General features: G+C 44.9%; 24 protein-coding genes and 1 pseudogene. 14 read left to right on the forward strand and 11 right to left on the reverse strand.

Features of this window, described 5'->3' with window-relative positions; all coding sequences use genetic code 11:
- The first annotated feature begins 170 nt into the window (after positions 1-170).
- Positions 171-2,717 (forward strand): glycosyl hydrolase family 18 protein, encoded by a 2,547-nt coding sequence (locus KI742_RS05735; protein WP_137282908.1) that lies wholly within the window; start codon positions 171-173, stop codon positions 2,715-2,717.
- Positions 2,718-2,885: 168 nt separating this feature from the next.
- Here the strand turns inward: KI742_RS05735 and KI742_RS05740 are convergent, their stop codons facing one another.
- Both KI742_RS05740 and KI742_RS05745 read right to left on the reverse strand, forming a co-directional pair.
- Positions 2,886-3,743: an alpha/beta hydrolase gene (locus KI742_RS05740; protein WP_017633823.1), complete on the reverse strand. Its 858-nt coding sequence runs from the start codon at positions 3,741-3,743 to the stop codon at positions 2,886-2,888.
- A 128-nt stretch (positions 3,744-3,871) separates the two neighbouring features.
- Complete coding sequence (locus KI742_RS05745; RefSeq protein ID WP_005374416.1) at positions 3,872-4,462, reverse strand: TetR/AcrR family transcriptional regulator; 591 nt, start codon at positions 4,460-4,462, stop codon at positions 3,872-3,874.
- Positions 4,463-4,712: 250 nt separating this feature from the next.
- On the opposite strand from KI742_RS05745, the gene KI742_RS05750 reads away from it, so the two are divergent.
- Both KI742_RS05750 and nhaD read left to right on the forward strand, forming a co-directional pair.
- Entirely contained in the window at positions 4,713-5,738 is a 1,026-nt protein-coding gene (locus KI742_RS05750; RefSeq protein WP_137282909.1) for an acyltransferase, read from the forward strand.
- 420 nt (positions 5,739-6,158) lie between these two features.
- Entirely contained in the window at positions 6,159-7,589 is a 1,431-nt protein-coding gene (gene nhaD, locus KI742_RS05755; RefSeq protein ID WP_285385388.1) for a sodium:proton antiporter NhaD, read from the forward strand.
- Positions 7,590-7,626: 37 nt separating this feature from the next.
- Here nhaD and KI742_RS05760 read toward each other — a convergent pair whose 3' ends face one another.
- Positions 7,627-8,022, reverse strand: coding sequence for a GFA family protein (locus tag KI742_RS05760; RefSeq protein WP_017821038.1), 396 nt, complete (start codon positions 8,020-8,022; stop codon positions 7,627-7,629).
- A 201-nt stretch (positions 8,023-8,223) separates the two neighbouring features.
- Here KI742_RS05760 and KI742_RS05765 point away from each other — a divergent pair, with 201 nt between their 5' ends.
- Entirely contained in the window at positions 8,224-8,832 is a 609-nt protein-coding gene (locus KI742_RS05765) for a YitT family protein (protein ID WP_005374427.1), read from the forward strand.
- Between the two features lie 72 nt (positions 8,833-8,904).
- Here the strand turns inward: KI742_RS05765 and KI742_RS05770 are convergent.
- The 3 genes and pseudogenes from KI742_RS05770 to KI742_RS05780 form a co-directional block, all read right to left on the reverse strand.
- Positions 8,905-9,723 (reverse strand): annotated as a pseudogene (locus KI742_RS05770) (hypothetical protein).
- Positions 9,724-9,823: 100 nt separating this feature from the next.
- Positions 9,824-10,306 carry a methylated-DNA--[protein]-cysteine S-methyltransferase gene (locus KI742_RS05775; RefSeq protein ID WP_005374431.1) on the reverse strand — a complete coding sequence of 161 codons (483 nt, stop codon included), beginning with the start codon at positions 10,304-10,306 and terminating at the stop codon, positions 9,824-9,826.
- A complete protein-coding gene (locus KI742_RS05780; protein ID WP_064369534.1) occupies positions 10,303-11,670 on the reverse strand; it encodes an AlkA N-terminal domain-containing protein in 1,368 nt (455 codons plus the stop codon). Before KI742_RS05780 ends, KI742_RS05775 begins: the two co-directional genes overlap by 4 nt.
- A 194-nt stretch (positions 11,671-11,864) precedes the next feature.
- On the opposite strand from KI742_RS05780, the gene KI742_RS05785 reads away from it, so the two are divergent.
- The 3 genes from KI742_RS05785 (at position 11,865) to KI742_RS05795 (ending at position 13,542) form a co-directional block, all read left to right on the forward strand.
- Complete coding sequence (locus tag KI742_RS05785; RefSeq protein ID WP_017633816.1) at positions 11,865-12,068, forward strand: hypothetical protein; 204 nt, start codon at positions 11,865-11,867, stop codon at positions 12,066-12,068.
- Positions 12,069-12,393: 325 nt separating this feature from the next.
- Positions 12,394-12,837: a DoxX family protein gene (locus tag KI742_RS05790; RefSeq protein ID WP_042522325.1), complete on the forward strand. Its 444-nt coding sequence runs from the start codon at positions 12,394-12,396 to the stop codon at positions 12,835-12,837.
- Between the two features lie 9 nt (positions 12,838-12,846).
- On the forward strand, positions 12,847-13,542 hold the full coding sequence (locus KI742_RS05795; protein WP_005383228.1) for a pirin family protein: 696 nt from the start codon (positions 12,847-12,849) through the stop codon (positions 13,540-13,542).
- Positions 13,543-13,623: 81 nt separating this feature from the next.
- Here KI742_RS05795 and KI742_RS05800 read toward each other — a convergent pair whose 3' ends face one another.
- Complete coding sequence (locus KI742_RS05800; protein WP_005374436.1) at positions 13,624-14,517, reverse strand: LysR family transcriptional regulator; 894 nt, start codon at positions 14,515-14,517, stop codon at positions 13,624-13,626.
- Positions 14,518-14,666: 149 nt separating this feature from the next.
- Between KI742_RS05800 and KI742_RS05805 the strand changes: the two genes are divergently transcribed.
- The gene (locus KI742_RS05805; protein ID WP_005374439.1) at positions 14,667-15,020 is read left to right on the forward strand and encodes a DUF413 domain-containing protein; all 354 of its coding nucleotides are present in this window, start codon (positions 14,667-14,669) and stop codon (positions 15,018-15,020) included.
- Positions 15,021-15,171: 151 nt separating this feature from the next.
- Here the strand turns inward: KI742_RS05805 and KI742_RS05810 are convergent, their stop codons facing one another.
- On the reverse strand, positions 15,172-15,423 hold the full coding sequence (locus tag KI742_RS05810; protein WP_005374440.1) for a DUF3081 domain-containing protein: 252 nt from the start codon (positions 15,421-15,423) through the stop codon (positions 15,172-15,174).
- Between the two features lie 374 nt (positions 15,424-15,797).
- Here KI742_RS05810 and nagB point away from each other — a divergent pair, with 374 nt between their 5' ends.
- Positions 15,798-16,598 carry a glucosamine-6-phosphate deaminase gene (gene nagB / locus KI742_RS05815; protein WP_005374441.1) on the forward strand — a complete coding sequence of 267 codons (801 nt, stop codon included), beginning with the start codon at positions 15,798-15,800 and terminating at the stop codon, positions 16,596-16,598.
- A gap of 90 nt (positions 16,599-16,688) precedes the next feature.
- Here nagB and KI742_RS05820 read toward each other — a convergent pair whose 3' ends face one another.
- Together KI742_RS05820 and gltS (KI742_RS05825) are read right to left on the reverse strand one after the other, a co-directional pair.
- Positions 16,689-17,555, reverse strand: coding sequence for a hypothetical protein (locus KI742_RS05820; protein ID WP_005374442.1), 867 nt, complete (start codon positions 17,553-17,555; stop codon positions 16,689-16,691).
- 154 nt (positions 17,556-17,709) lie between these two features.
- Positions 17,710-18,936, reverse strand: coding sequence for a sodium/glutamate symporter (gltS, locus tag KI742_RS05825; protein ID WP_025768732.1), 1,227 nt, complete (start codon positions 18,934-18,936; stop codon positions 17,710-17,712).
- A 413-nt stretch (positions 18,937-19,349) separates the two neighbouring features.
- Between gltS (KI742_RS05825) and KI742_RS05830 the strand changes: the two genes are divergently transcribed.
- From KI742_RS05830 to KI742_RS05840, 3 genes are read left to right on the forward strand one after another with little or no spacing between them, the layout of a single operon-like run.
- A complete protein-coding gene (locus KI742_RS05830; RefSeq protein ID WP_005374444.1) occupies positions 19,350-19,721 on the forward strand; it encodes a GntR family transcriptional regulator in 372 nt (123 codons plus the stop codon).
- A complete protein-coding gene (locus tag KI742_RS05835; RefSeq protein WP_005383221.1) occupies positions 19,718-20,575 on the forward strand; it encodes an ABC transporter ATP-binding protein in 858 nt (285 codons plus the stop codon). Before KI742_RS05830 ends, KI742_RS05835 begins: the two co-directional genes overlap by 4 nt.
- Positions 20,575-21,405, forward strand: a complete 831-nt coding sequence (locus KI742_RS05840) for a hypothetical protein (RefSeq protein ID WP_053303984.1) — start codon at positions 20,575-20,577, stop codon at positions 21,403-21,405. Before KI742_RS05835 ends, KI742_RS05840 begins: the two co-directional genes overlap by 1 nt.
- Positions 21,406-21,506: 101 nt before the next feature.
- Here the strand turns inward: KI742_RS05840 and gltS (KI742_RS05845) are convergent, their stop codons facing one another.
- Positions 21,507-22,742 carry a sodium/glutamate symporter gene (gltS, locus tag KI742_RS05845; protein WP_005374448.1) on the reverse strand — a complete coding sequence of 412 codons (1,236 nt, stop codon included), beginning with the start codon at positions 22,740-22,742 and terminating at the stop codon, positions 21,507-21,509.
- A gap of 862 nt (positions 22,743-23,604) precedes the next feature.
- On the opposite strand from gltS (KI742_RS05845), the gene KI742_RS05850 reads away from it, so the two are divergent.
- Together KI742_RS05850 and KI742_RS05855 are read left to right on the forward strand one after the other, a co-directional pair.
- A complete protein-coding gene (locus KI742_RS05850) occupies positions 23,605-24,399 on the forward strand; it encodes a DUF4344 domain-containing metallopeptidase (protein WP_053303983.1) in 795 nt (264 codons plus the stop codon).
- A 24-nt stretch (positions 24,400-24,423) separates the two neighbouring features.
- Positions 24,424-24,810: a thiol-disulfide oxidoreductase DCC family protein gene (locus KI742_RS05855; RefSeq protein ID WP_285385387.1), complete on the forward strand. Its 387-nt coding sequence runs from the start codon at positions 24,424-24,426 to the stop codon at positions 24,808-24,810.
- Positions 24,811-24,868 lie beyond the last annotated feature (58 nt).

Consider the following 24,868-nt stretch of genomic DNA (forward strand, 5'->3'; position numbering starts at 1 on the left):
AGTTCTCTCAAGTGCCTCGAAAACCGTCTTAATTTTTTTTGACGAAAAAAAACTCTCTGAAATGCTGAGTGTGATGCTTTTGCACGTGGAGTAAATCCAATCATCTTATCTGGTGCAAGAGCAGCCTATGTTCTAGGTAGAACATGAATCCAAGGATTGAGAGAGAAGTTATGATTCGATTTAACCTATGTGCAGCTGGAGTTGCTTTAGCGCTATCAGGTGCTGCAGTTGCGGCTCCAACCGCACCAAGTATCGATATGTACGGTTCCAACAACCTTCAGTTTTCTAAAATTGAACTCGCGATGGAAACCACGTCAGGCTACTACGACATGGTGAAATACCATGAGCAAGCGAAGATCACTGTTAAATTTAACCAGTGGAGTGGCACACCTGGTGACACTTACAACGTCTATTTTGATGGTGTAAAAGTAGCAAGCGGCCCTATCACTGGTAGCCAAACGACAGCTTCGTTTGAATACGGCCAAGGTGGCTTATACCAAATGGAAATCGAAGCATGTGATGCGACAGGTTGTGCGAAAAGCGCACCAGCTGAAATCACGATTGCAGATACCGATGGTTCTCACCTGAAGCCACTAACGATGAATGTTGATCCAAACAACAAAACCTACAATACCGATCCAAGCGTCGTGATGGGTACGTATTTTGTTGAATGGGGCATCTATGGCCGTGACTACACAGTCGATAATATGCCGGTCGACAACTTGACTCACATCCTTTACGGTTTTATCCCAATTTGTGGCCCAAATGAGTCTGTGAAGTCTGTTGGCGGCAACAGTTTCAACGCGCTACAAACTGCTTGTACAGGTGTGCCTGATTATGAAGTCGTTATCCATGACCCTTGGGCTGCTTATCAGAAGAGCTTCCCACAAGCTGGTCATGAATACAGCACGCCTATCAAGGGTAACTACGCAATGCTAATGGCATTGAAACAACGTAACCCTGATCTAAAAATCATCCCATCGATCGGTGGTTGGACACTGTCTGACCCATTCTTCGATTTCGTGGACAAGAAAAACCGTGACACATTCGTCGCATCAGTTAAGAAGTTCCTGAAAACTTGGAAATTCTACGACGGTGTTGATATCGACTGGGAATTCCCTGGCGGCGGCGGTGCAGCAGCCGATAAGGGCGACCCTGTAAACGATGGCCCAGCATACATCGCACTGATGCGTGAACTGCGCGTAATGCTTGATGAATTAGAAGCTGAGACAGGCCGTACTTACGAGCTAACGTCCGCTATCGGTGTCGGTTACGACAAGATTGAAGACGTAGACTACGCAGATGCAGTTCAGTACATGGATTACATCTTCGCAATGACTTACGACTTCTACGGTGGTTGGAATAACGTTCCTGGTCACCAAACTGCGCTTTACTGTGGTTCATTCATGCGTCCTGGTCAGTGTGACGGTAGTGGCGTTGATGAGAACGGCGAACCGTACAAAGGTCCTGCTTACACAGCAGATAACGGCATCCAACTTCTTCTTGCTCAAGGCGTTCCTGCAAACAAGCTAGTACTTGGTACAGCAATGTACGGTCGTGGCTGGGAAGGCGTAACTCCAGATACGCTAACCGATCCAAACGACCCAATGACAGGTACTGCTACAGGTAAACTGAAGGGCAGCACAGCGCAAGGTGTTTGGGAAGATGGCGTAATTGACTACAAAGGCATTAAGTCATTCATGCTAGGTGCAAACAACACTGGTATTAACGGCTTCGAGTACGGCTACGATGCACAAGCTGAAGCACCATGGGTATGGAACCGTACTACGGGCGAGTTGATCACATTTGATGACCACCGTTCAGTGCTAGCAAAAGGTAGCTACGCGAAGTCTCTTGGTCTTGCTGGTCTATTCTCTTGGGAAATTGACGCGGATAACGGTGACATTCTAAACGCGATGCACGAAGGTATGGCTGGTGGTGTGGTTCCTCAACCAAACCGTAAACCAACCGCAGCCGCTGGCGCAGATCAATCGGTAACAGGTCCTGCAAATGTGGTTCTAGATGGCAGCCTGTCAAAAGACTCTGACGGCACCATCGCAAGCTACGCTTGGGAACAAGTATCTGGCACAGCAGTGGTACTAACAGGTGCAAACACAGCGAAAGCAAGCTTTGATGCAGCAGAAGTTACTGTTGAAGAGCAATTAACTTTCAAGCTGACGGTGACTGATAACGAGGGTGCAACGGCATCTGACCTCGTTGTAGTAACAGTGAAACCAGCAGGTGTTGTTGACCCAGTGAACAGCGCACCAGTAGCACAAGTTGTTGCTCCAGCAACAGCAAACGCTGGTGACGTTGTGGTTGTAGATGCATCTGCGTCTAGCGATGCAGACAACGATACCCTGACATTCAACTGGACTCTACCTCAAGGTCTGAATGCAACGGTTGAAGGCTCTAAAGTCACGTTCACTGCTGCGGAATACCCGCAAGACACAAGCTTAAGCTTCACTGTAAGTGTGAGCGACGGTAAAGCGTCTTCATCGGCAAGCGCGACAGTGGTTGTTGCACAGCACGCAACCGATCCGAACCCTGGTACTTGTGACAACGCATGGAATGCGAGCGCAGTGTACACAGGTGGTAACCAAGTGACTCACGCAGGTAAAACGTGGGAAGCGAAATGGTGGACTCAGGGTGACGATCCTAGCCAATCTGGCGAATGGGGCGTTTGGAAAGAAGTTGGCGTAGCTAACTGTAACTAATTTCAGCCTTGCAGACGTTCTGCTAAATAAACAAAGGACAGCTTCGGCTGTCCTTTTTGGATTTAACCTCTTAACGAAGAGAGCAACACCAGAGACGAAAAAATCTGAGGTGTTACTTTCAAATCGAATTAGCGCAAAACGGAGCGAATCAATCAGTAAAAGTAAGGGTTACCAAGCACTATCGAGCAAACGGTCAAAACTACTGAAGACTTGCTCACACTTCATCACTCGACCATGCCCCTGACCTTGTGTTGTCACTAACTCAACGTTTTTAATCTCTTCAGCCGCTTTTGCCGAGACACTGTATTTGGTGAACTTGTCTTGCTCATCATGAATAATAATGGTGTGAGACGGACGCTCAGACAACCGCTTCATCGGATCAATGGACTGTAACGGATAACCAAATTGGTCTTCAACTTCTGAAACCACAGCATTAAAAAGCTTCATCGAGTAACCGGAACGTGCAATGCTACCGAATAAGTTCTCTACGTAATTTAATACCGGAGCAATAAGCAGCAAAGGCTTGTTTTCTAACTTACTGTGCCTACACTCAAGAGCAGAAGCGGTGCCCATGCTGTGCCCAACTAGACCAACAATATCCTCGACCGTATCCAACACATCTTCTAATCCTCTGACAAACCCCGGAATGTGCCCATACTGCCCCTCACTCTCACCATGTGCCGGATGATCGTACGCCAAAGCAGTAAACCCTTTCGACGCAATATGTTCCATCAGTGGATAAAACTGACTTGCCGTTCCAGACCAACCATGAGTTAGCACCCAAATAGGTCCAGAGCCCAAAGTATAGGTTTTGATGATGCCTGCATGCCCTTTAATTTCACCTTTGATAAGCCCTTGAGGTTCAATATTTTTAGGTTGCGTACGAGCAGGTGTCAGGAGAAGCTTGCGCGCGGTCTTCTTTGCATGTGACGGGGCCAGTGTATGGTGTAACCGAGTACTAATGTTCACCAAACTGCGCTTAATACTGAAACGTTGCGATGTATTAAAGTAAATTTTTTCACTCATAATCATGTCCTTAACTATCAGCTTTGCACAAAATAGAACGGTCGTGCTTTTTATACTGATAAGAAAGAGCGAACTCAGCCGCTCTTTGTGATTTTATGTCTACGAATCTGGGAAGCGAATAACCAATATTAGCCTTTCCAGCGAGAAAATAAGTTGTCGATCCCTTGCCAAAACAGACGCAAGCTTTCTTGCTCACCTTTAATTGAGTAAAAAACATGCGCACTCAAATAGAGACCGTACAAATCAAACGTTGCTTGGCGTGTATCTAAGTCTGCTGCAAATTCTTGCTTCTCTTTGCCTTTCGCTATTTGGATCTCCAAATAACTCAGCCAAGTGTCTATGGATTTACGCAGTCCGGCCTGAAGCGGGCAATCTTTATCTGCCGTATCATTCCAAGCGTCAAGAAACATACAACTTCCTTGGAATGCGTGATTCCAAGTCATCCAAGAGTCGAGCAACCCTCGAATTTTACGCTCGATATTGCCATCCCCGAGTTCTCGAGCAGGCTCAATAACCCGATCAGCGAACACTTTATTGGCGTGATCAAGCACCGATAGCTGTAAATTCAACTTCGAATTAAAGTGGGCAAACAGACCACTTTTCGACATACCGCATTGCTTGGCTAACTCTCCAATCGTAAGACTTTCCAATCCGTCTTCGCTGGCGATCTCAAAAGCCCGCTGCAGAATAAACTCTTTTGTCACTTTTCCTTTTTGCATAGTCTTATTTTTAGCACGATCGTTCTTTTTTGCAATCTCGAGTTAACTGGTCTAACCATTATTCAGTGCTATTTTCGACTCACGAATCAGGTATTGATTGCGTTAATAGGTTAATAATTAAGAAGTTTGAAGTAAGTCTTAATTTTCAAAACAGCTTCAATGTAAGCGCAAGTCTGTTGACTTTTTCACGTATTACTTCAGTAACAACCTGCTATTTTCACCTAAGTTTTTTATTTAGGTAAACAATGTAATGGCAAAGAAACAAAAAATAGCCAGCTTAGAGTTTGCACGTATCATTGCGATGCTTGCGATTGTGGGTTTGCATTGCCAGATGGCACTGACGTACTGGCAGTGGAATGGGATACCATGGGTTGGCTATATGCTCAACCAACTGGCTCGTTTTGCTGTTCCGCTGTTCTTTCTCATCTCGGGTTATCTAATCCAGCCGAAGTTGAGTCATTCACCTATCGATACTCTGAAGAACTACGCCAAACCGTTAATGAAGGTTTGGCTCATTTGGAGCATGATCAGTTTACTGATGCCATTCCAATGGCAGACGGTCGCTGAGGCAGGGTATCTCGCCGAAAGGCAAGGTTATTGGGGGTACTTAATGTCAACCCCGATCAATTCACTCATCGAAGGCGGACTCGTTCATCTGTGGTTTATTCCGGCTCTGGTCATTGCCGTAGCGTTAATTGCCTTTCTCGTGCATATCAATATGGCGCAAATGATACTGCCAACTGCAGTATTGCTATACATATACGGGGTCTTTGCTGGCAGTTACGCGACCATTACCGACCTGCCAGCGCCTTTCTTTACTCGTAATGGGCCTTTTTTCAGCACGTTGCTAGTTGTTCTGGGTTATTTCGCACGAGAAGCGCAGTGGCGGTGGTCGCGAAACAATACGGTTCGATGCATTATTCTTGGCATGGCACTGCATTTTGGTGAAGCTTACTGGCTGATGCAACATGACATCGCTTTCAACTCGCACGACTTCCTATTCGGTACCGTTATCTGGGCTGTAGGTGTCTTTATGTGGTTTTTGGCTCACCCTCATTTTGGCGACATGCCTTGGATCTTCAAACTATCTCCTAGCGTGTTAGGGATATATGTTAGCCATCTGCTTATCATAATTGTCATGATGAATGTCGCTGGATTTATCGGGCTGCAACACCTCGCGAAAGATGTGTTTATTTATCCTGCAACGATTGTTGCAACCATACTGCTTGTGAAAGCAATCGACGCTTCACCGTTGAAAAAATGGCTCCTACGCTAAATGCATTCAGCTCTAGATATAGCTAGCTTTAACTCAAAAGGATTAGAGCTAGCCAGTTAAAAATGAGATTTCTCTCTCACTGACCAATTTTTGACTTTCTAATCCTTCAGAATTTGCTTTCACTCACAAAAAACATTGTTCATTTCCTTTAAATTGACTCGACTATTACAACATTGCTCATTAAACGGAGGCTGTATGTGGGCAGGTCAAGGACTCGTTCCTTTTTTAGAGATTAGTCACTGGTTAACTTACGGTTTATATGCCGCTGCGGTTTTATTCGGCGCAGCAAGCATTGCGTCACTCAGAAAATAGTGGCGCACACTATCATTTCCTAACTCCTACTGTTAATTCGAGCTCTCTCACAACTAACTCATTCATTTGTGGCTAATATTTCTCCAACCAGACAAAGGAGAAATGTCTATGCCAATCTATCCAATTGTGGCTTTCTGCTGTTTGTTGTTCTCTAGCGCCACCTTTGCTGCATCAACCAATGAACTGAACCTTGTTAATTCTGGTGTCGGTTACGCGGCTCTGATTATCTTTTCGATCGCTTACATACTGGTTATGTTGGAAGAGTATCTGAAAATGAGAAAATCCAAGCCAGTGCTGCTCGCTGCAGGATTAATTTGGATTCTGATTGGCTACACCTTTGCTCAACACAACCAGCCTGAAATCGCCAAATCCGCACTAGAACACAACTTGTTGGAATATGCCGAGTTGCTGCTGTTTTTGCTCGTGGCGATGACTTACATCAACGCAATGGAAGAACGCAAACTCTTCGATGCCTTACAGGCGTGGATGGTTGGTAAAGGTTTTGGATTCAAAAAGTTGTTCTGGCTGACGGGGTTTCTCGCTTTTGTCATTTCACCGATTGCCGATAACTTAACTACGGCCCTATTGATGTGCGCTGTAGTGATGAAAGTCTCTGGTGATAATCCTAAGTTCGTCAATCTTGCTTGTATCAACATTGTTATCGCAGCCAACGCTGGCGGTGCATTCAGCCCATTTGGGGATATTACAACCCTGATGGTGTGGCAAGCCGGTCATGTCAGCTTTGCTGAGTTCATTCCGTTGCTTGTACCGTCATTGGTGAACTACTTGGTTCCCGCGTTTTTGATGTCACTGTTTGTTCCAAACACAAAACCGAATACGATTCACCAACACGTTGAGCTAAAACGCGGGGCAAGGCGTATTGTCGCATTATTCATTCTGACGATTGCCACCGCAGTCTCTTTCCATGCTGTGCTGCACTTCCCACCCGTTATGGGCATGATGATGGGCTTGGCGTACTTACAGTTTTTCGGATATTTTTTGCGCCAAACTCTCAAACACTCACTCGCAAAAAAAGCAGCTATGGCAATTGCCAATGGCGATGATCAGGCATTGAAGCGCTTAGGCTCAGTGGTTCCGTTTGATGTGTTTCATCGTGTGTCTCGAGCCGAATGGGACACCTTGTTGTTCTTCTACGGTGTTGTAATGTGTGTTGGCGGTTTAAGTTTACTTGGCTACCTCGAACTGGTTTCAAACGTCATGTACACGCAATGGAACCCTGTCTGGGCAAACGTAATGGTTGGTGTCCTATCTGCAATCGTCGATAACATTCCGGTTATGTTTGCTGTACTGACCATGGAACCAAGCATGTCGATGGGCAACTGGCTACTGGTCACATTAACCGCAGGTGTCGGGGGCAGTTTGCTTTCCATTGGCTCCGCGGCAGGCGTCGCTTTAATGGGAGCCGCGCGTGGACAATACACCTTCTTTGGCCACCTAAAGTGGGCTCCCGTCATCGCCTTGGGTTATGCCGCCAGTATTGCGGTACACTTGTGGATGAATAGCGGTTTATTTACTTAAAAGCACCGACAATCAGGTGCTTAACTTGCAACACAACCTAGCGGTCGGATGGATGGTTAACGCCATCCATCACTTCAATCGCTCCCAACTCATATGGGTTGACGCCCTCTAAGCAGCCGACATTATAGCCATACTCACTCGGGTCAGAACGACGCTGATGGTGCGTATAAATTCCGCACTCGCCACAGAAAAAGTGCTTCGCAGTGTGTGTATTAAATTGATACTGCTTCAAGACGTCTTCGCCTTGCACAATACGAATACCGTTCAAAGGTACAGACGCGACAATCGCGCCACGACGTCGACACATAGAACAGTCACACCGTCTCGGTTTCTCAATACCATTGGGTAACGCCAGTTCCAACTCAACTTTTCCACAGTGACAACTCAGTCGATGTAATGTGTTGATTTGGGTGTTGCCAACTTTCTTAATCATAACTTTTCCTTGTTGTTTTTCTATCTGTGTACATTATGTTAAACAGGTTAATATCATCATAATCTCGTCCAAAAACTCGACATCCATCACTTTTCGCGACATTTTATTGGCCGATTTGTTAGTTGCTATTTTGGCGACTGTCTATCGCGTCCGTGAGACGTGTTATCTCCGGCGCGGTTTTTAAACCAAGGAAATTAATTTATGGACAAAGATCATAGCCTAAGAGAGAACCTCTTGGCTCTGACGCTCGGCAGTGCGTTGGTGTCACTTGGGGTGATATTTTTTAGCAAAGTAGGATTGCTCACTGGCGGTACGGCTGGTTTGGCGATCTTCCTAACCAAAGTGAGTGACTTCAGTTTTGGTCAGATATTTTTCGCTCTTAACCTCCCTTTTTATATTTTATCTGTGATGCGCATGGGTTGGCGCTTCACTATCAATACCTTTATTGCGGTTTCGATTGTCTCTTTTGCGGTCGATCATCTGCATCATGTGATTGAGATTTCACGAATCGAACCTTTCTATGCGGCACTTTTGGGTGGTGGGCTGATTGGAATCGGTATGTTGGTAATTTTCCGTCACAAAATGAGTTTGGGTGGCTTTAACATTCTAGCGTTGTACCTTCAGGAACGTTTTGGAGTTCGAGCGGGTAAAGTTCAAATGGCGTTAGATTGTGCCATCGTGGTGATGTCACTGTTCATTGTAGATGTGCACCTTATCGCTCTATCTGTTCTAGGTGCCATCGCAACAAACTTGATTTTGGCGATGAACCATAAACCAGGACGATACCAAGCAAAGGCGCAAGCAGCATAATCATCGCTGCATAGTCAACAACCCTAAAGCCCCCAGCCAGTCGCTCGGGGCTTTTTTCATTCTACGCTAAGATCACGTCAACGAGCTCGTTTTGCAGTGCTGCTGCATCTCCTCATCCAATTTAGCTTTATATTTCTGGCTAAGATGGAAGTGTACTTACATCAGCAAGTCATGTGCGTGGAACAGCTCAAGCGCGTCGCTACCATGTTGCTGACAAATATCTTCACAGCGCTCAGCATGCACTTTGGCTTCTTGCGGTTTATCCGCTTTAAGCAAGCTCATAGCTAAGCGATACTCTGCGCGCTCTTCTTGCATCCAACCCCCTGCCACTTTCCAATAGTCTAGCGCGAGTGTTGCTGCTTCTAACATCTTCGATGTTTCCATGCACGTGCGCTCAGCCAGCGCTTCGTACTGACATGCTAAGTTGTTCGCAGTGATCGCGATAGCGCGCGCTAATGGCCCTTCTGCATCGTTCGGCGTCATTCCTAACGCTGCCTTCACCAACCATTGACTCGCCAGTTCAAGCTGAACAAGTGCAGAAAGTTCATTCGAAATCAAAGCGTAAACTCGGCGTTGTTCTTGCTCTTCCAATAATTCCATATTGTCAGTGCCATCTACAAAATAGCGCGCAACGGCAATACTGCGTTGAAATGCCAAACTCTCGGCAACCTTGCGTTCATCAAAGTGCTCTAAACAAGTAAGAAACTGTTCTGGGCACTGGAGATGCCCAATAGCGGTATGCAGCATCAATGCGAATATTCGCTCGATTTGGGTAACGTCTTCCACCTCGCTCAGAGCCGTTTCTAGCTTAGCATAAACTTGTTCGGGATTTTCCTCGTGATGCTGCCAACACTCTCTCATGAAGGCATCAAAATCCGTTTTGAAAGGCATGTCCTTATTGTCCTTCTTCTATTCATATAACGATTATGAAACTCTACACTATCGTTACCCCTGTGTAGCACGCTTAATCCCAATACGAGAATCGCCTCACTTAAAGCGGTGTACCTTGCTCCAGCGCGAGCAAACGTTGCTTGCGCTCCACTCCACCTGCATACCCAGTCAGTTTTCCGCTTTTGCCAATAACGCGATGACAAGGTACCACGATAGAAATCGGATTCTTCCCGTTTGCTAACCCAACAGCACGCACAGCTTTAGGGTTACCTATCGCATTCGCGAGATCTTGATAGCTCCACGTTTCCCCATATGGAATGGTCGTTAGTGCCTGCCAAACTTGATTTTGAAAATCAGTGCCTGTCGCAGCAAGGGGCAAGTCGAATTCGTTGCGCAGACCAGCAAAGTATTCATCCAGTTGGGTGACAGCTTGGCGCAAGACCGGATGCTGCTCGTCTCGCACCCCCAGCTCACTCGGCTTAGTGGTGCATGTTTCAAACCAAATGCCAAGTAAGCCCTCAGCGTTCGATTGGATAGTCACCGTTCCTAGTGGACTCGGCATTTCGGTATAAAATGTTTTCATGATTGATTCCATAAGTGAAACGTCGCGTAGCTTCCCCAAGGGGCCGCAGTGTGCGTATTCAGTGATGGGTAACGCTGCATCGCCTTTTTCACCACTAAGTCTTTATCTAGAAAGCAATCGGGTTGAGATTGCCCTCGCAGTTGAGCATAACTGACGGTCCAAGGTCCAATGCCTTTCAAAGCTAGCCACTGCTGGGGGTCAGCTTCTGAGTTGTCCTGCATAAACTGGGCGAAGCGCACTAGCGTCTCTTTACGGCTTTGCGGCATGCGCAAAAAGCTCACGTCGGCGTTCGCAATATCACTGGGAGTCGGGAAAAAACGTTTTTCTGACTCTCCACTAAGTGTGGCCACCAATAAGTTAAGTTGACCAATCGCCGCTTTAACCGACACTTGCTGGCCTAAAATCGCTCTAACCCCTGCTTCCCATGCATTCCATACACCAGGAATACGAATACCTTTACTCGACACGAGTCCAGGCGCGACATACTCCAAATGCTGCTCAACAGTACAAATATCAGCGTCAAGATCGAACATACGACGAATGTCAGACACCAAGTTTTGCAGCTTCGTTACGTCTTCAATTTCAAACGCCAGTTCTAAGTATCCTTCACCTTTTGTCGCTTTAAACCAGGCTTTGCTGTCATCCAAAAAAACGTTGCGCTGATAACTCTCATCACTCACTAGCTCAACCCCCTCAACCGCTCGCAAACGATAGAAGCCCAACATGTGCGACCAATTCAACTCACCTCGATAAGGTAAGGCAATTCGATTGCAACCCGCACCATCAAACTCTTTACGGCGTACTTGAGAAGGCGTTAGTTTGAGAAACTTTTGAAAAGCATCGTTAAAGCGGCGCGTACTGTTAAAACCTGATGCAAACCCCACGTCGGTGACCGACATAGAGCTGGAGTGAAGCAACTGTTTGGCGAACATTAGTTGCTGATATTGCGCATACTGCTTGGGTGACATACCTAGATACTGCTCAAACAACATACGTAAGTAACGGTCAGAAATCCCAACACGCTCAGCCAACTCAGACACCGAATGGTGATGCAACTCCCCTCTATCAATTAACGAAATCGCTCGTTGAAAGGTCGTCTCGACACCTTTCCATGCCCAAGATCCAGGCGCGCTGTCAGGTCGACAACGTAAACACGGACGGTACCCTGCTTGAAGGGCTTGCGTCTTATCAGCGAAATACTCAACATTTTCTTCTTTAGGCAAATTTGCCGGGCAAATCGGACGACAAAAGATTCCCGTTGTTTTTACCGCCACATAAAATCGCCCATCAAAACGGCTGTCTCGCGCGACTCGCGCCTTGTGACACTGCTCGAAGGTCAGTGAGGTATGAGGGTGAATAAACATAGTGCTTTCCTTGCTCATGCCTTTTGTCATTTATTGTTCATAGGCATCGTTCAATATAGTGTTATTGTAGCTTGCTTAAGCGCCCACAATTAGCCATTTTCGGAACTCAATATTGAGATTTATTGGCATTAGCGCTTTTGTACACTAAAGTTAGATCCAGAACATCACAACAACGTCGGCTAAAGGGAATTGGCATGGACTTACATACTTGCGTAATTGTATTAAGAAACCAAAAGGTTATTACCAGTAAATCCGTAGATCATTCTATCGGAATTATCGAACGAGACTCAGATAACGAGATCTCAGAAATTCAGATTAATGCGACGGATGGACGTAATATTCGAACTTATCACTACAACAATGTAGAGGAGTCATTAGAGAGCTTAATGAACCTCTGACGGTTTTCTTTAACACACCTTTCTCCCTTGTTAAAAGCGAAAGCAATAGAGCACAGTACATGTGCTCTTTTTTTGTTTAACAGCAAAAATGTTTATCGAAAATAATGACAGACCTTGATTTTAAAAAGAACATAATAGGCAAATATAAACCCAAAAAAACTTTACAAGATATTGATTTAAAATAATAAAAAACACTTATTCAATTTTTTAGAATGAGTTTATCAAAATCCTCCCGTTATTTTTATGTTCGCCTCTACCTAAACTGTTCTCAACAGCACGGGAGCACACGCATCCCACTCATTGAAAAGAGTCAGAGGACAGAATCATGAAAGCACTATTACAGAAAATTACCACATCAAACGCAGGTTACAGCGCACTATCACTTCGCGTTCCAATCGGCATTATCTTTATGGCGCACGGCGCACAAAAACTATTTGGCTGGTTTGGTGGCTACGGGCTAGAAGGCACAGGTCAGTGGATGGCATCTATCGGTTTAGGTCCTGGCTTGCTCATGGCGTTACTTGCGGGCAGCGCAGAGTTCTTTGGCGGCTTGTTCATTTTACTTGGTCTGCTAACTCGACCAGCAGCGATTGCTTTGGCGTTCACGATGGTGGTAGCGATATTCTCTGTCCACTTTGAAAATGGCCTGTTCATGGCAAACAACGGTTACGAGTTTGGCTTGGCATTACTGGCAGCGAGCGTTTCTCTGGCGTTCTCTGGCGCAGGTAAAGCAGCGTTAGATAACTTTTTAAACAAAAAGCTCTCTTAAGGAGGCCTTATGATTACGGTAAGACATGCAGCAGACCGAGGTCGAGCAAACTTTGGCTGGCTTGATAGCAAACATACGTTTTCTTTTGGTAGCTACTACGATCCTCAACATATGGGCTTTTCTGAGCTGAGAGTCATTAATGACGATGTAGTCAAGCCTGGCGCGGGTTTTGATACACATGGCCACCGTGATATGGAGATCATCAGCTATGTGTTGGAAGGTGTTATCGCACACAAAGACAGTGAAGGTAACGTCAAAACACTACCTGCAGGTGAATTCCAACTCATGTCGGCAGGGAAAGGGATTTACCACAGTGAGTACAATGCGTCGAACCAAGATACGCTGCGGTTTCTACAGATTTGGATCCAACCGAACACATTTGGAACCAAACCAGGTTATCAGCAAAAAGATTTTGGTCGCAATCCTGGGTTAACGACTATCGCAACTCCAACTGGAGAAAACGGCACGCTACTTATTAAGCAAGATGCGACTTTGCATCAGTTAATTCTTGAGCCAAGTAGCGAACTAAACTTTGAGATTGAGTCGGGCCGAAATCTATTCATCCATCAAGTAACAGGCAGCCTTAGTGTCGACAATACCACTTTGACGGCTGGCGACGGCGCGAAGATTGAACACCAAAGTAAGGTTGTTTTGCGCAATACATCAAACGAAAGCACAACAGCCCTGTTGTTTGACTTACCATAACTATCGATTCATCGAGATAAAAACAAAGCCGCCTTGATTTCTCAAGGCGGCTTTTTCGTTTTTCTGACTTTTCATTCAACGCTATTCGTCGGAAGTGCCAGAACCAATTTGCTGAAAACTGTAAGCGGTCAGTGGATCGATCTCTTTGACAATTTCTTCCACTTGCTTAATTGCGTCTACAGACGAGCTAGCTTTACGATAGCTCAAATAGATAGGGCGACACCAATCTTCTACTCCAGACACCTTGTGAAGCTGCCCATTAGCGATAAATGGCTCCACGAGAGAGATTGGTAAGTACGCGGCTCCACCCTTCTCTAAAATAAAGTCCAATGCGATACGCGCTGTTGAAGTGCGTAAATATGGAGCCGGAATCTTAGGGTGACGTTCAGAATGCTCCGAGGAGAAACGCGTCCCCCAGTCAACGTACACATATTTGTTTTCGAAAACGGTGTCTAAAGAATCTTTCTCAGTTGATACCAGAACGAGAACAACATCTGCCACTTTTTTACAGTTAAGCTCATCAGCTTTGATCTGATCGAACGCAAATGCCATATCTAACGTGCGCTCTAGCAAGCTACGACTGAGCATCTCACGTCCCATCACTTCTGCCATGAAGCCATAACCACCAAACGAATCTGTGACGACACTTAAACAGTTCTGTAAATAAGCGTCCCAAATGTTTGGCGTACCACCTAACGTTAGTTGCAGCGCTTTGCCATCTTCAAGCGATAATTCTAGCTTCGCTTGTTGCAATGTAGTGACCATTACCTCGGCATAGCTGATTAAGCGCTCACCTGCAGAGGTCAACTTTATGTTATTTCGATCACGAATAAACAATTGCGTATCGAAGTAACTTTCCAATTGTTTGATACGTGCGCTCACAGCGGCTTGGGTAATATAAAGGTTCTCAGCAGCACGTCCGAAGTGACGAACTCTTGCCAGCTCTAAAAATGTTCGAAAGACTTTTACATCCATAAACCATCTCCTGGTTAATATAAAACCAGATTAACAACTAATTAAAATCATGACGACAAAAAAGTTTTGTTTTTCTTTTGTTAGATTTAAGCCTAATTTTCGCCGTAAGTTCACTACATTCATCAATAACGGTTACAGAGGCTGTTGACATGTCTGACACTGAATTCCGTCATGGCAAAAAACGTTTTTACGATAACGTAAAATTCCCACGCGGCTTTGCAAAGTCTGGCGATTTTACTCTTTCAGAAGAGGAAATCCTAACAATTTATGGGGATACAATGCTTGGCTTAGAGTCAGGCGAATTAACACCTGAAAACAGCGAAGAGAAACACTTCATCAAGGTGTTAGAAAACCCGGGCAAAGCAAAAACAAAACTTGAGCGTACGTGGCTAAAGTACACCCAACTTGCTCGTGGTCGCAAGCGCTTCCATACGCTAAATGGTCGTAACAAGCCTGACGCCACAGAAGAATACATTGAAGAGAGTTTGGTTGAAGACGATTAATAACCAATAACCTACCTAGTTCTCGCCTTTTTCTAGCAGTAGGCGAAAGCTCGTTTGACTTTACTGAGCGAGCAAGACAAGCTCATTTCTTCTCCTAAAGCCCAAGGGGGCGTTCTCCCAAGGGCTTTTTTAATATTTGGGTGATGACCGTTTACTTGGCGAGCGTCGCAATCTTTTTCAGAAAGCTCTCTTTCAAATGCTCTTGGTCATATTCCAAGTGATAGGTGTTGTGGAAGCCAATTTTTAGCTCAACACCATTCCCTCTCAAGAAAACGTTGTACCCATCGTAGTCAGAAAACGCTTCTACACCTTCATACATTTTACCAAATTCGGTTGGCGTACCGTTGTTCATCACACATTCGTAAGCCTGTAGTACTTTGCTCGGATCTAACTCATTTTTCATACCGAATTCCTCACTGGTTTACACATTTCAATTATGGTTAAAGAATGAGCGCCATGCCATATCTAACCCATAATATTTGAAGTTCGTGTGCGATTTCGCACTCTGTAGGTTGTTAAAAAACAAGGTTAAGTGCGAAGGCAGAACTTAATTTAGATCATAAATTTTATCTATTGATTCGTCAGTTTCATAATGCAATTTCTTTGTAAAAAATCGTCTTATAAAAGCATTTAGATATAAAAATCGTCGACAAAACCAACATTGGTTAAAGAAAAAGCAAAATTTTGACCTAAAACAATAGCAGTTCGCCATTACTTATTTTATAATGCGAATTAATGTTTCAGTACATCGTCAATTCCAATAACTAGGGGCACAAAATGAGACTTATCCCGTTAACTCGAGCAGCACAAGTAGGTAAGTGGGCAGCTGCGCATATCGCTAAGCGTATCAACGACTTTAAACCTACTGCTGAGCGTCCATTCGTTCTGGGTCTACCAACTGGTGGCACTCCTCTAGCAACCTACAAAGCCCTAATTGAGCTTTACCAAGCCGGCGAAGTCAGCTTCAAAAACGTCGTGACTTTTAACATGGATGAGTACATTGGCATCCCTGCGGATCACCCAGAATCTTACCGCTCATTCATGTACAACAACTTCTTTAATCACATTGATATTCAAGAAGAAAATATCAACCTACTGAACGGTAACACAGACGATCACGACGCAGAATGTAAGCGTTACGAAGACAAAATTAAGTCTTACGGCAAGATCAACCTGTTCATGGGCGGCGTGGGTAACGACGGTCACATCGCGTTCAACGAGCCAGCGTCATCTCTTTCTTCTCGTACTCGCATCAAGACCCTCACTGAAGACACTCGCATTGCGAACTCTCGCTTCTTTGACGGCGATATCAACCAAGTGCCTAAATACGCGCTGACTATCGGTGTTGGTACGCTTCTAGACTCAGAAGAAGTGATGATCTTGGTCACTGGCCATAACAAAGCTCAGGCACTTGAAGCAGCCGTGGAAGGTTGTGTAAACCACCTATGGACAGTTTCTGCTCTTCAACTTCACCCTAAAGCGGTGATCGTATGCGACGAACCAGCTCAACAAGAACTGAAAGTGAAGACAGTGAAGTACTTCTCTGAGCTAGAAGCAGAAAACATCAAAGGCTTTTAACCCATAGGATGGCAGCCTAGAAACACACTAAAAATACAAAACCCGTGTTGAACACGGGTTTTTTCTTATCTGAACAGCGGGCTTAAGTCGTCAATAAGCTTTAATACCAAACTGACGAAGACGCTTAGGAAGCACTTCATCCAACTTGTCTAGTTCACTCGGTTCGACTTCGATAAGATTGAAATGATGCTGCTCATAAACAGTACGAATGGTCTCACGGTCGGCCTGAGCCATCTCCCCATCGTCACTTCCCCAAAATTGCAAATAGACTTTGCCACCTGGCAAGTAAAAATCGCTAGTGACATCTTGGTCAATCGGCAACTGACGCTCATAAGCGTGCACAACACCAGCCAAGTACAGCCAGTTGTCGATGAGCAACTCCCCCTTAGAGCGCACGTAATGCCCATCTAATGTTCGGTGCTTGGCTTCAAATTTTTGGCGAAAGCTTGAGTACGATTTATCCGTAGAATGTGACTCCGCGTCTTGCCCTAAAAACTCAATGACAGACTGCTTAAGACGCTTGTTACGCAGCACCACATCGTGCCATACGACAAAGGTATTTTGTGTTTCTTTATCGGTTCTTTGCTGTCCACCAGCGCGCACACCAGCTTCAGTGACACTCCATCCCTCTTCGGATTTGGTCAACCAACCCAGTTCACTCAAAAGCTGGTTCATGCGCTTCGCATTCAATTTCAGCTTTTCACCCAGTTGTGTAGCGCTCAATGTTTTCCCTGAGCTGGGAGTCAGCTCAATATGTAAGTTGGTCGGCCAGACGATGAACTGGCCAAATTTAGGGTGATCCACATACTCACCGCCAAACTTTGCCCCTTCTTCGGTCAAAATCCACTTTTCATCTTGGCGAACGATGTAGCCTGCACGTTTGAGATCGGCAAACAGCAGCTTAGCTTCTACCTTGCGCATTTTCGCTAATGCCGACGTCGATATTTTTTCAGACATGTGGGTACCTCATGCTGCTGCAAAATTGAACACTATATCGTCATAGTAACGCATTGATTTCACGGCTTGAAGTCAGGCAAACAAGATTTCGTGTTACAAATAGCAAAGCCAGCGTATAGGTGCTGGCTTTGTTATTTCGGTAAAAAAGCGAATGTTATTTAATAAAAGCGATGCATCCTTGCAAAATCACTAAATTCACAATGTCGATGAAGAATGCACCGACAATTGGAACCACCATAAATGCTTGTGGTGATGGGCCATATCGACTCACGATGGAGCCCATATTCATGACCGCAGTCGGTGTAGCACCTAACCCAAAACCGCAGTGTCCGCTAGCGATCACCGCCGCATCGTAGTTGCCTCCCATCATGCGGAATGTTACGTAGTAAGTGAACATCGCCAACACTGCCGACTGAATAGCAAGAATAATAAGGAATGGGATCGCAAGATCGAAAATATTCCACAATTTCAAACTCATCAAGGCCATGGCAAGAAATAGAGATAGTGCAACCGTGCCAAGAATATCAACGGTTTCTAAATCAACCTTGCGCGCCTTCGTCACTTCCATGATGTTAGTGATAACAACACCAATAAACAGCGCATACACAAAATCGGGAATCATTAGCCACTTGATGTCAAAACTGCTTACCCAACTCTCCAGATACTTCGCGCCTGTCACGCAAAGTAGAATGATGGACAAGCTTTCAACGACTCTTTTCGCTGTGACACGATCTTCCTCATGTTCGTTGTACGTCACCAGTTCAGGGAAACTCTGATGACTTTGATTGGTGCGTCCGTATTCCGATTCCAAGTTGTGTTTGTTTAGTAGCTTTTGTGCAACAGGGCTGCCAATAATCCCGCCCATCACCAAGCCAAATGTAGCAGAAGCCATTGCCACCTCTAGAACATTATGCAAACCATACATTTCTTGAAAAGTTTGCGACCACGCAGCTCCAGTTCCATGTCCGCCAGAAAGCGTAATGGATCCGGCGATCAACCCCATGAGTGGATCTAACCCCAACGCTGTTGCTAAGGACACGCCGACCGCATTTTGGATAAGAATGTAGACCGATGCCACAACTAGGAAGATGAAAACCTTCGCACCGCCTTTAATCAGTTGGGTGTAATTTGCCGCTAAGCCAACGGTTGCAAAAAACATCAGCATAAAGACGTTTTGCAGTGGTAAATCAAAGGAAACATCCACACCGTTTAAGTGCATCGTCGTGATGACGCAAGCGACCACTAGACCACCAACAATTGGCTCTGGAATATTAAATTTTTTTAAGGTTGGTAACTTGGTATTGATGAACTGCCCTAAAAACAACACGCAAATTGCGACGAGGAACGACTCCTGTGGGCCGATAGATATTACCTGATTCATGAGACCTCTTTACTCTACTCTTTCTCATTCATTGAGCACGCGCTCAACGTGAGATAGGTGCCTAAGCCAGTCAGATTGCCTCTCGAAACTTTTGTTTTCTAGGCCTCTTTGACCATTGATTCTCATCAAGTAAGAAATAGGCAGACCTAAAATTATGCTAATTATCATTCAGTGAGAATATTCATTTAGAACAGGCGATAAGTGTATTGATGGGAAGAGAAAAACAACACTTCTCAACTTATGAGAAGCAATTAATTTCCATATAAAACAAAACCTCAAAACAACGACCACATAGGTGGATATTTAGAGCGAATAAGACAGGCGGATACACTAGGTTTTAAATTATTACTTTCTCTCTAACGCACTAGGTGTTATACATATATATAACACCATATCAACCAAGAGATTCACTCATGACTAATTGGCATGATCGCCAACCGATATTTCGACAGTTGGCAGACCAGATCACGCAGCAAATACTGCAAGGTGTCTGGCAAGAAGGCGATGCTCTGCCCTCCGTCCGTAGCATCTCTGCAGATATGAAAATTAACCACCTCACCGTTATGAAAGGCTATCAATTGCTTGTTGATGACGGGCTAGTGGAGAAAAAACGCGGTCAAGGTATGTTTGTCGCTTCAGGAGCAAAGCTCAAATTACTCGCAGACGAGAAGGCACGTTTTCTTCAGCAACAAATTCCGCAGATAGCCGACACAATACAGCGTCTGGATATGTCACTCGACGAATTCATTCAACAACTAAAACCACACTTGAAAGGTGACCAATGAGCGCATTAGTCAGTGTAAACAACGTCTCCAAGCAATATCAGCAACAAGGAGAAGCACTGCATGAAGTGAGTTTCGACCTACATGCAGGACAAGTACTTGGCTTACTCGGCCATAATGGCGCAGGTAAATCAACGCTTATTAATGCCCTACTCGGTGCACATGAATATCAGGGCACTATTCGTATCAACGGATTTGAACCTATTATGCAACGCGACAAGATAATGCAGAGCTTATCCTACATCTCGGATGTCAACGTTCTGCCAGATTGGATGACCGTTGCTCAACTGCTTAACTATACCGAGGGCGTGCATCCAGGGTTCAATCGCGCCCAAGCAGATACGCTACTTCGTCAAACGGACATCAAACCTCGTGCGCGCATCAAATCTTTATCCAAAGGGATGAAGGTGCAATTACACCTCGCGATTGTGATCGCGACCAACACCCAAATCCTCATATTGGATGAACCGACACTCGGGTTAGATCTCGTGTATCGCGAGACGTTTTATCGTCACTTATTGGAATGGTTTCACGACGGCGAGCGCGTGTTGATCATCGCCAGTCATGAAGTATCAGAGATTGAGCACTTGCTGACAGATGTTCTGATTCTTAAGCATGGTCGCCCCGTTCTGCAAACCTCGATGGACAGTATCAGTGAAGACTACTTCATTCTTGAAGCCAACGACGAGCACCGCACACAAATTGAAGCGATGAACCCACTCTCGTCACAAAAAGGCCTCGGTTCAACGAAATGGTTACTCAAAGCCCAGTATGCCCAACAAGCAGAAACAATGGGTTCCATCCATGGGGTGAAGTTAGCGGATCTATTTTTAGCATTGCAGAAGGAGGCAGCGTAATGCGTTCAGTTGTCGCGATGTTGCAAAAAGAGTGGTTAGAAAACCCTCTTGTTTTACGTATTCCACTGTTTGTGTTGGCGTGTGGAGTTATTCTCTTTGTGAGTTTAATGAGTAACGATACTCTACAACACAATATGTTTTTCCAAATGAGCTTTGGTGGCGATGTCAGTGACATTCACAGAGAGCTTGGTGATGACGTCAATATGTTGATTACCGGAGGAGCAGGGCTGCTGTCTATCTTGTTAGCCGTTCAGTACTTCCCAAGAACGCTACGCAAAGAACGGGCGGAAGGCAGCATTATGTTTTGGCGCAGTATGCCTGTCAGTGACGTAAAAACCCATTTAGTGAAGCTAGGGTTTGGCTTATTGGTGATTCCGCTCGTCTGCTCGGTGCTCGTACTCGCTGCAAATTTAATGTTGTGGTTGCTGAACATCTCTACTGATCACCAATTGGCTTTATTGTACCGCCAAGCCTCGTTAGGTTACGTGCTGCTGCATTGGGGAGAGTTTTTAATCAGAATGTTGTTCGCCGGTATTCTGCTGTTACCGCTGGCATTAACTGCGATGGCTATTTCACAAAAAGTGAACTCACCACTGGTCATTTTGTTTATCGCCATTTATGCGCTACGTTGGATGCCTATCGCACTTTTTGGTTACTACGGGCTAGATCACTTTTTCTCCGAAGTGCTTTACCTTCCGCTGCACGCCATTATTACACCAAACCCATTCAATACCATTCCTCAAGCGGGTTGGTTAAACGTTGGCATTTACGCCTTCATTGGTATTCTTGGTTGGACAGCTAGCCTCAAGTTCAGCCGAACCATTCAATAATCCGTCGTCCGATAAACGGCCAAAATCGAGCCATAAAAAAACGGTCACAACCTGTGTTGTGACCGTTTTTATTTCGACCTTAGGAGATCATGAACTTAAATTTAACCAAGGAATGAAATGTAACCTTGTAAAATGATTAAGTTAACGATGTCGATAAAGAAAGCCCCCACAATTGGCACCACCATAAATGCCTGCGGCGACGGGCCAAATCGGTTAACGATCGAACCCATGTTCATTACGGCTGTTGGGGTTGCACCCAAGCCAAAACCGCAGTGCCCCCCTGCAATAACCGCAGCATCGTAGTTGCTTCCCATCACTTTGAACGTAACATAGTACGTAAAGATAGCTAAGACGACAGACTGCACAGCTAAAATAACCAAGAATGGAATCGCTAGATCGAAGATATTCCATAACTTCAAGCTCATCAGAGCCATCGCTAAGAACAGAGATAGCGATACCGTACCTAACATATCGACCGTTTCGGCATCTAACTTACGAATCTTGGTCACTTCCAAGAAATTCGTAATGATCACACCAATGAATAGCGCATATACGAAGTCTGGAATCATCAGCCATGAGATTTCATACGTGCTTACCCATTGCTCGACATACTTGGCCCCAGTAACACAGATCAGTAGGAAGAAGAGTTTCTCCACCACTTTTTTCGCCGTTACTTTATCTTCTTCGTATTCATTGTAAGTCACCAACTCCGGGAATTTCTCGTGAGTTTTGGCATCTCGACCACCACGACCATACTCAGACTCTATGCTGTTCTTTTCCACCAGACGCTGCGCTACAGGGCTACCAATGATACCGCCGATGATCAAACCAAAAGTCGCTGATGCCATTGCAATTTCTAAGACGTTATCCAATCCATACACGTCTTGAAAGGTTTGTGACCACGCAGCACCTGTACCATGACCACCTGACAGAGTAATCGAGCCAGCAATTAACCCCATCAAAGGATCTAAACCGAGCGCCGCCGCAAGTGAAACGCCAACGCCGTTTTGTATGATGATGTAAAACGATGCGACAGCTAAGAAGATAAAAACCTTCGCACCTCCTTTCATCAACTGAGTGTAATTTGCGGCCAAACCAACTGTCGCAAAAAACATTAACATAAACGTATTTTGTAATGGCAAGTCGAACTCTAAATCGATGCCGTTGAAATGAAGAGCAGTAATCATGCAGGCCACAATAAGGCCACCTACAATCGGCTCAGGTATGTTGAATTTCTTTAAAATCGGTAGCTTAGCATTAATAAAATGCCCCAGGAAAAGCACACTAATTGCGACCAAGAAGGACTCCAGTGCACCTACAGATATTAAATGATTCATATCGCCTCTTATTATTGTTCTCTTCATTCTCCGTAATGAATGAGTGTTAGTTTAACCTTCGTTCAATAGCAAATTTTCTCGCTTTATTGTTTCGAAAATACTCAAAAAGTTGGTGTAGATGCGCCTTAGGCTAGTTTAAGGGGCGCTCCTTAAGCGATGTGTCAGTTTTTACGCTGTTAGCAAGCCCTTAAATGTGAAAGGAGCTGATACAGCTCCTTCAAATGGCCCCTCGCAATACCTGTGCGTTATCGCTTGGGGTGTTGTGTTGTGAGTAAATTCTGGGTGACACTTTCTGAACCACTTCGGGCTCCCTTACTTAAACAGAATGTGTCAATTACTATCAAACAAAGTTCCTTCCCGTTGTAACCGCTAAACGCCGAGAGCGCGTTCAAAACAATTGGGTTTGCCTGTTCCTGTCGTAGCTTTTCAACTCTGGCTCATGGTGTATAAACGAGCCGAATCCAAGGAAACTCTCAGGCTGCAACAAACGTTTTCGTCACAACGGAGCAGGATTATAACATATCGCTGATAATTTTCTTCAATTCAGTGACATTCACCAACCCCATAGTTAAACCTTGCAATGATTAACTGCCTATTATCATTTTCACAGATAAAAATCGAAGCACAGTTACTCAGTAAGCTTCTTAGAATACGATGCATAGCTAATAACTTCACCGCCGTTCTTATCCAAGAGGTCTTGATAAACGCCCTAGAGAACCAAGCAGCCGAAATATGCGATGTTATCATGATTGCTTTTCGAGACCGACGTCCCGACTTTGGCTAATGAGTACGCCCCCAACTATGCATCAGACAAAAACATGTATAATTTTTTATACAAGTTATTCAATAACAAGAGTCCCACATGAACATTCATTCGCTTTGCGCTGCGCTATTACTCAGCATCGTCTCATCAGCTACAGCAGCTGAAAACATTCGTATTCAATATTCTCCCATAGAGACAACTCATGAAAAAATCGCCCAACAATCTATTCAAAGCAGCGATGTAAACACCATCTTTGTTGAGCTGTCTCAGGCCTACTTTCCATTTGATCAAGCTCTCACGCTGGTTTACGGCGGAGAAGATGGTCCAATGTATGATCCTGATACACACACAATATACGTTCCTTACACTTTTTATTTGGAGTCGCTCAATTACTTCTCCAATAATCAGTATGAAGAACGCTTCGGAAAATCCCCAAAAACAGGGGCGCTAGATACGTTATTGCACACTTTACTTCATGAAGCTGGACATGCTTACATCGAAGATCAAAGCATCCCTGTTCTCGGAAAAGAAGAAGATGCGGTCGATAATTTTGCCACTATTTTAATGATTGACTTCCTAGAAGATGGCGCAGATATGGCCATTAGCGCCGCCGACATGTTCGCATTCGAATCCGACGACAGACCGGACTACTACGATTTTGGCGAGTACATTGACGAACACAGCTTTGATTTGCAGCGTTACTTTTCAACGTTATGTTTGGTGTACGGTAGTGATCCTGAGCAATACAAAGCCTTACTCGATGAAGTAGAAAAAGACTACCTGCGTGATCGCAAAGAGTTCTGCCAATTCAATTACGGCAACATTCGCGACAATTGGCTGCATTACTTGCAAAACAATGAACCAAAAGAAAATTCGCCACGTAAAAGCGATTAGAAAATCTCAAATAAGAAGACCGCAATGACAAAACTCACCATATTTTATGACGGAACCTGCCCGCTTTGTGTCAAAGAGATGAAGGCGCTAAAACAACGCGATGCCAAGCAGCACATCAAAACCGTCGATATCTATAGTGATACATTCGCAGATTATCCGCAGATCGATCCTGAACAAGCCAACACCATTTTGCACGCCCTCAACGAAAAGGGGGAGCTTCTGCTTGGGTTGGACGTGACTCATCGTGCGTGGCAATTAGTTGGTCGCGGTTGGCTCTACGCTCCACTGCGTTGGCGCCTCGTTAAACCTGTTGCTGACTGGCTTTACCTCAAATTCGCAAAGAATAGGTATCGCGTCTCATATTGGTTAACAGGGACTTCTCGTTGCAATAGTGGGTCTTGTTCACGTTAATTGTGATCCCGCTTAAAAATGCTACGACCTTCGTCTAGATTTACAAATTTCCAGTACT

Source organism: Vibrio sp. D417a, assembly GCF_030248595.1.
Classification (GTDB): domain Bacteria; phylum Pseudomonadota; class Gammaproteobacteria; order Enterobacterales; family Vibrionaceae; genus Vibrio; species Vibrio alginolyticus.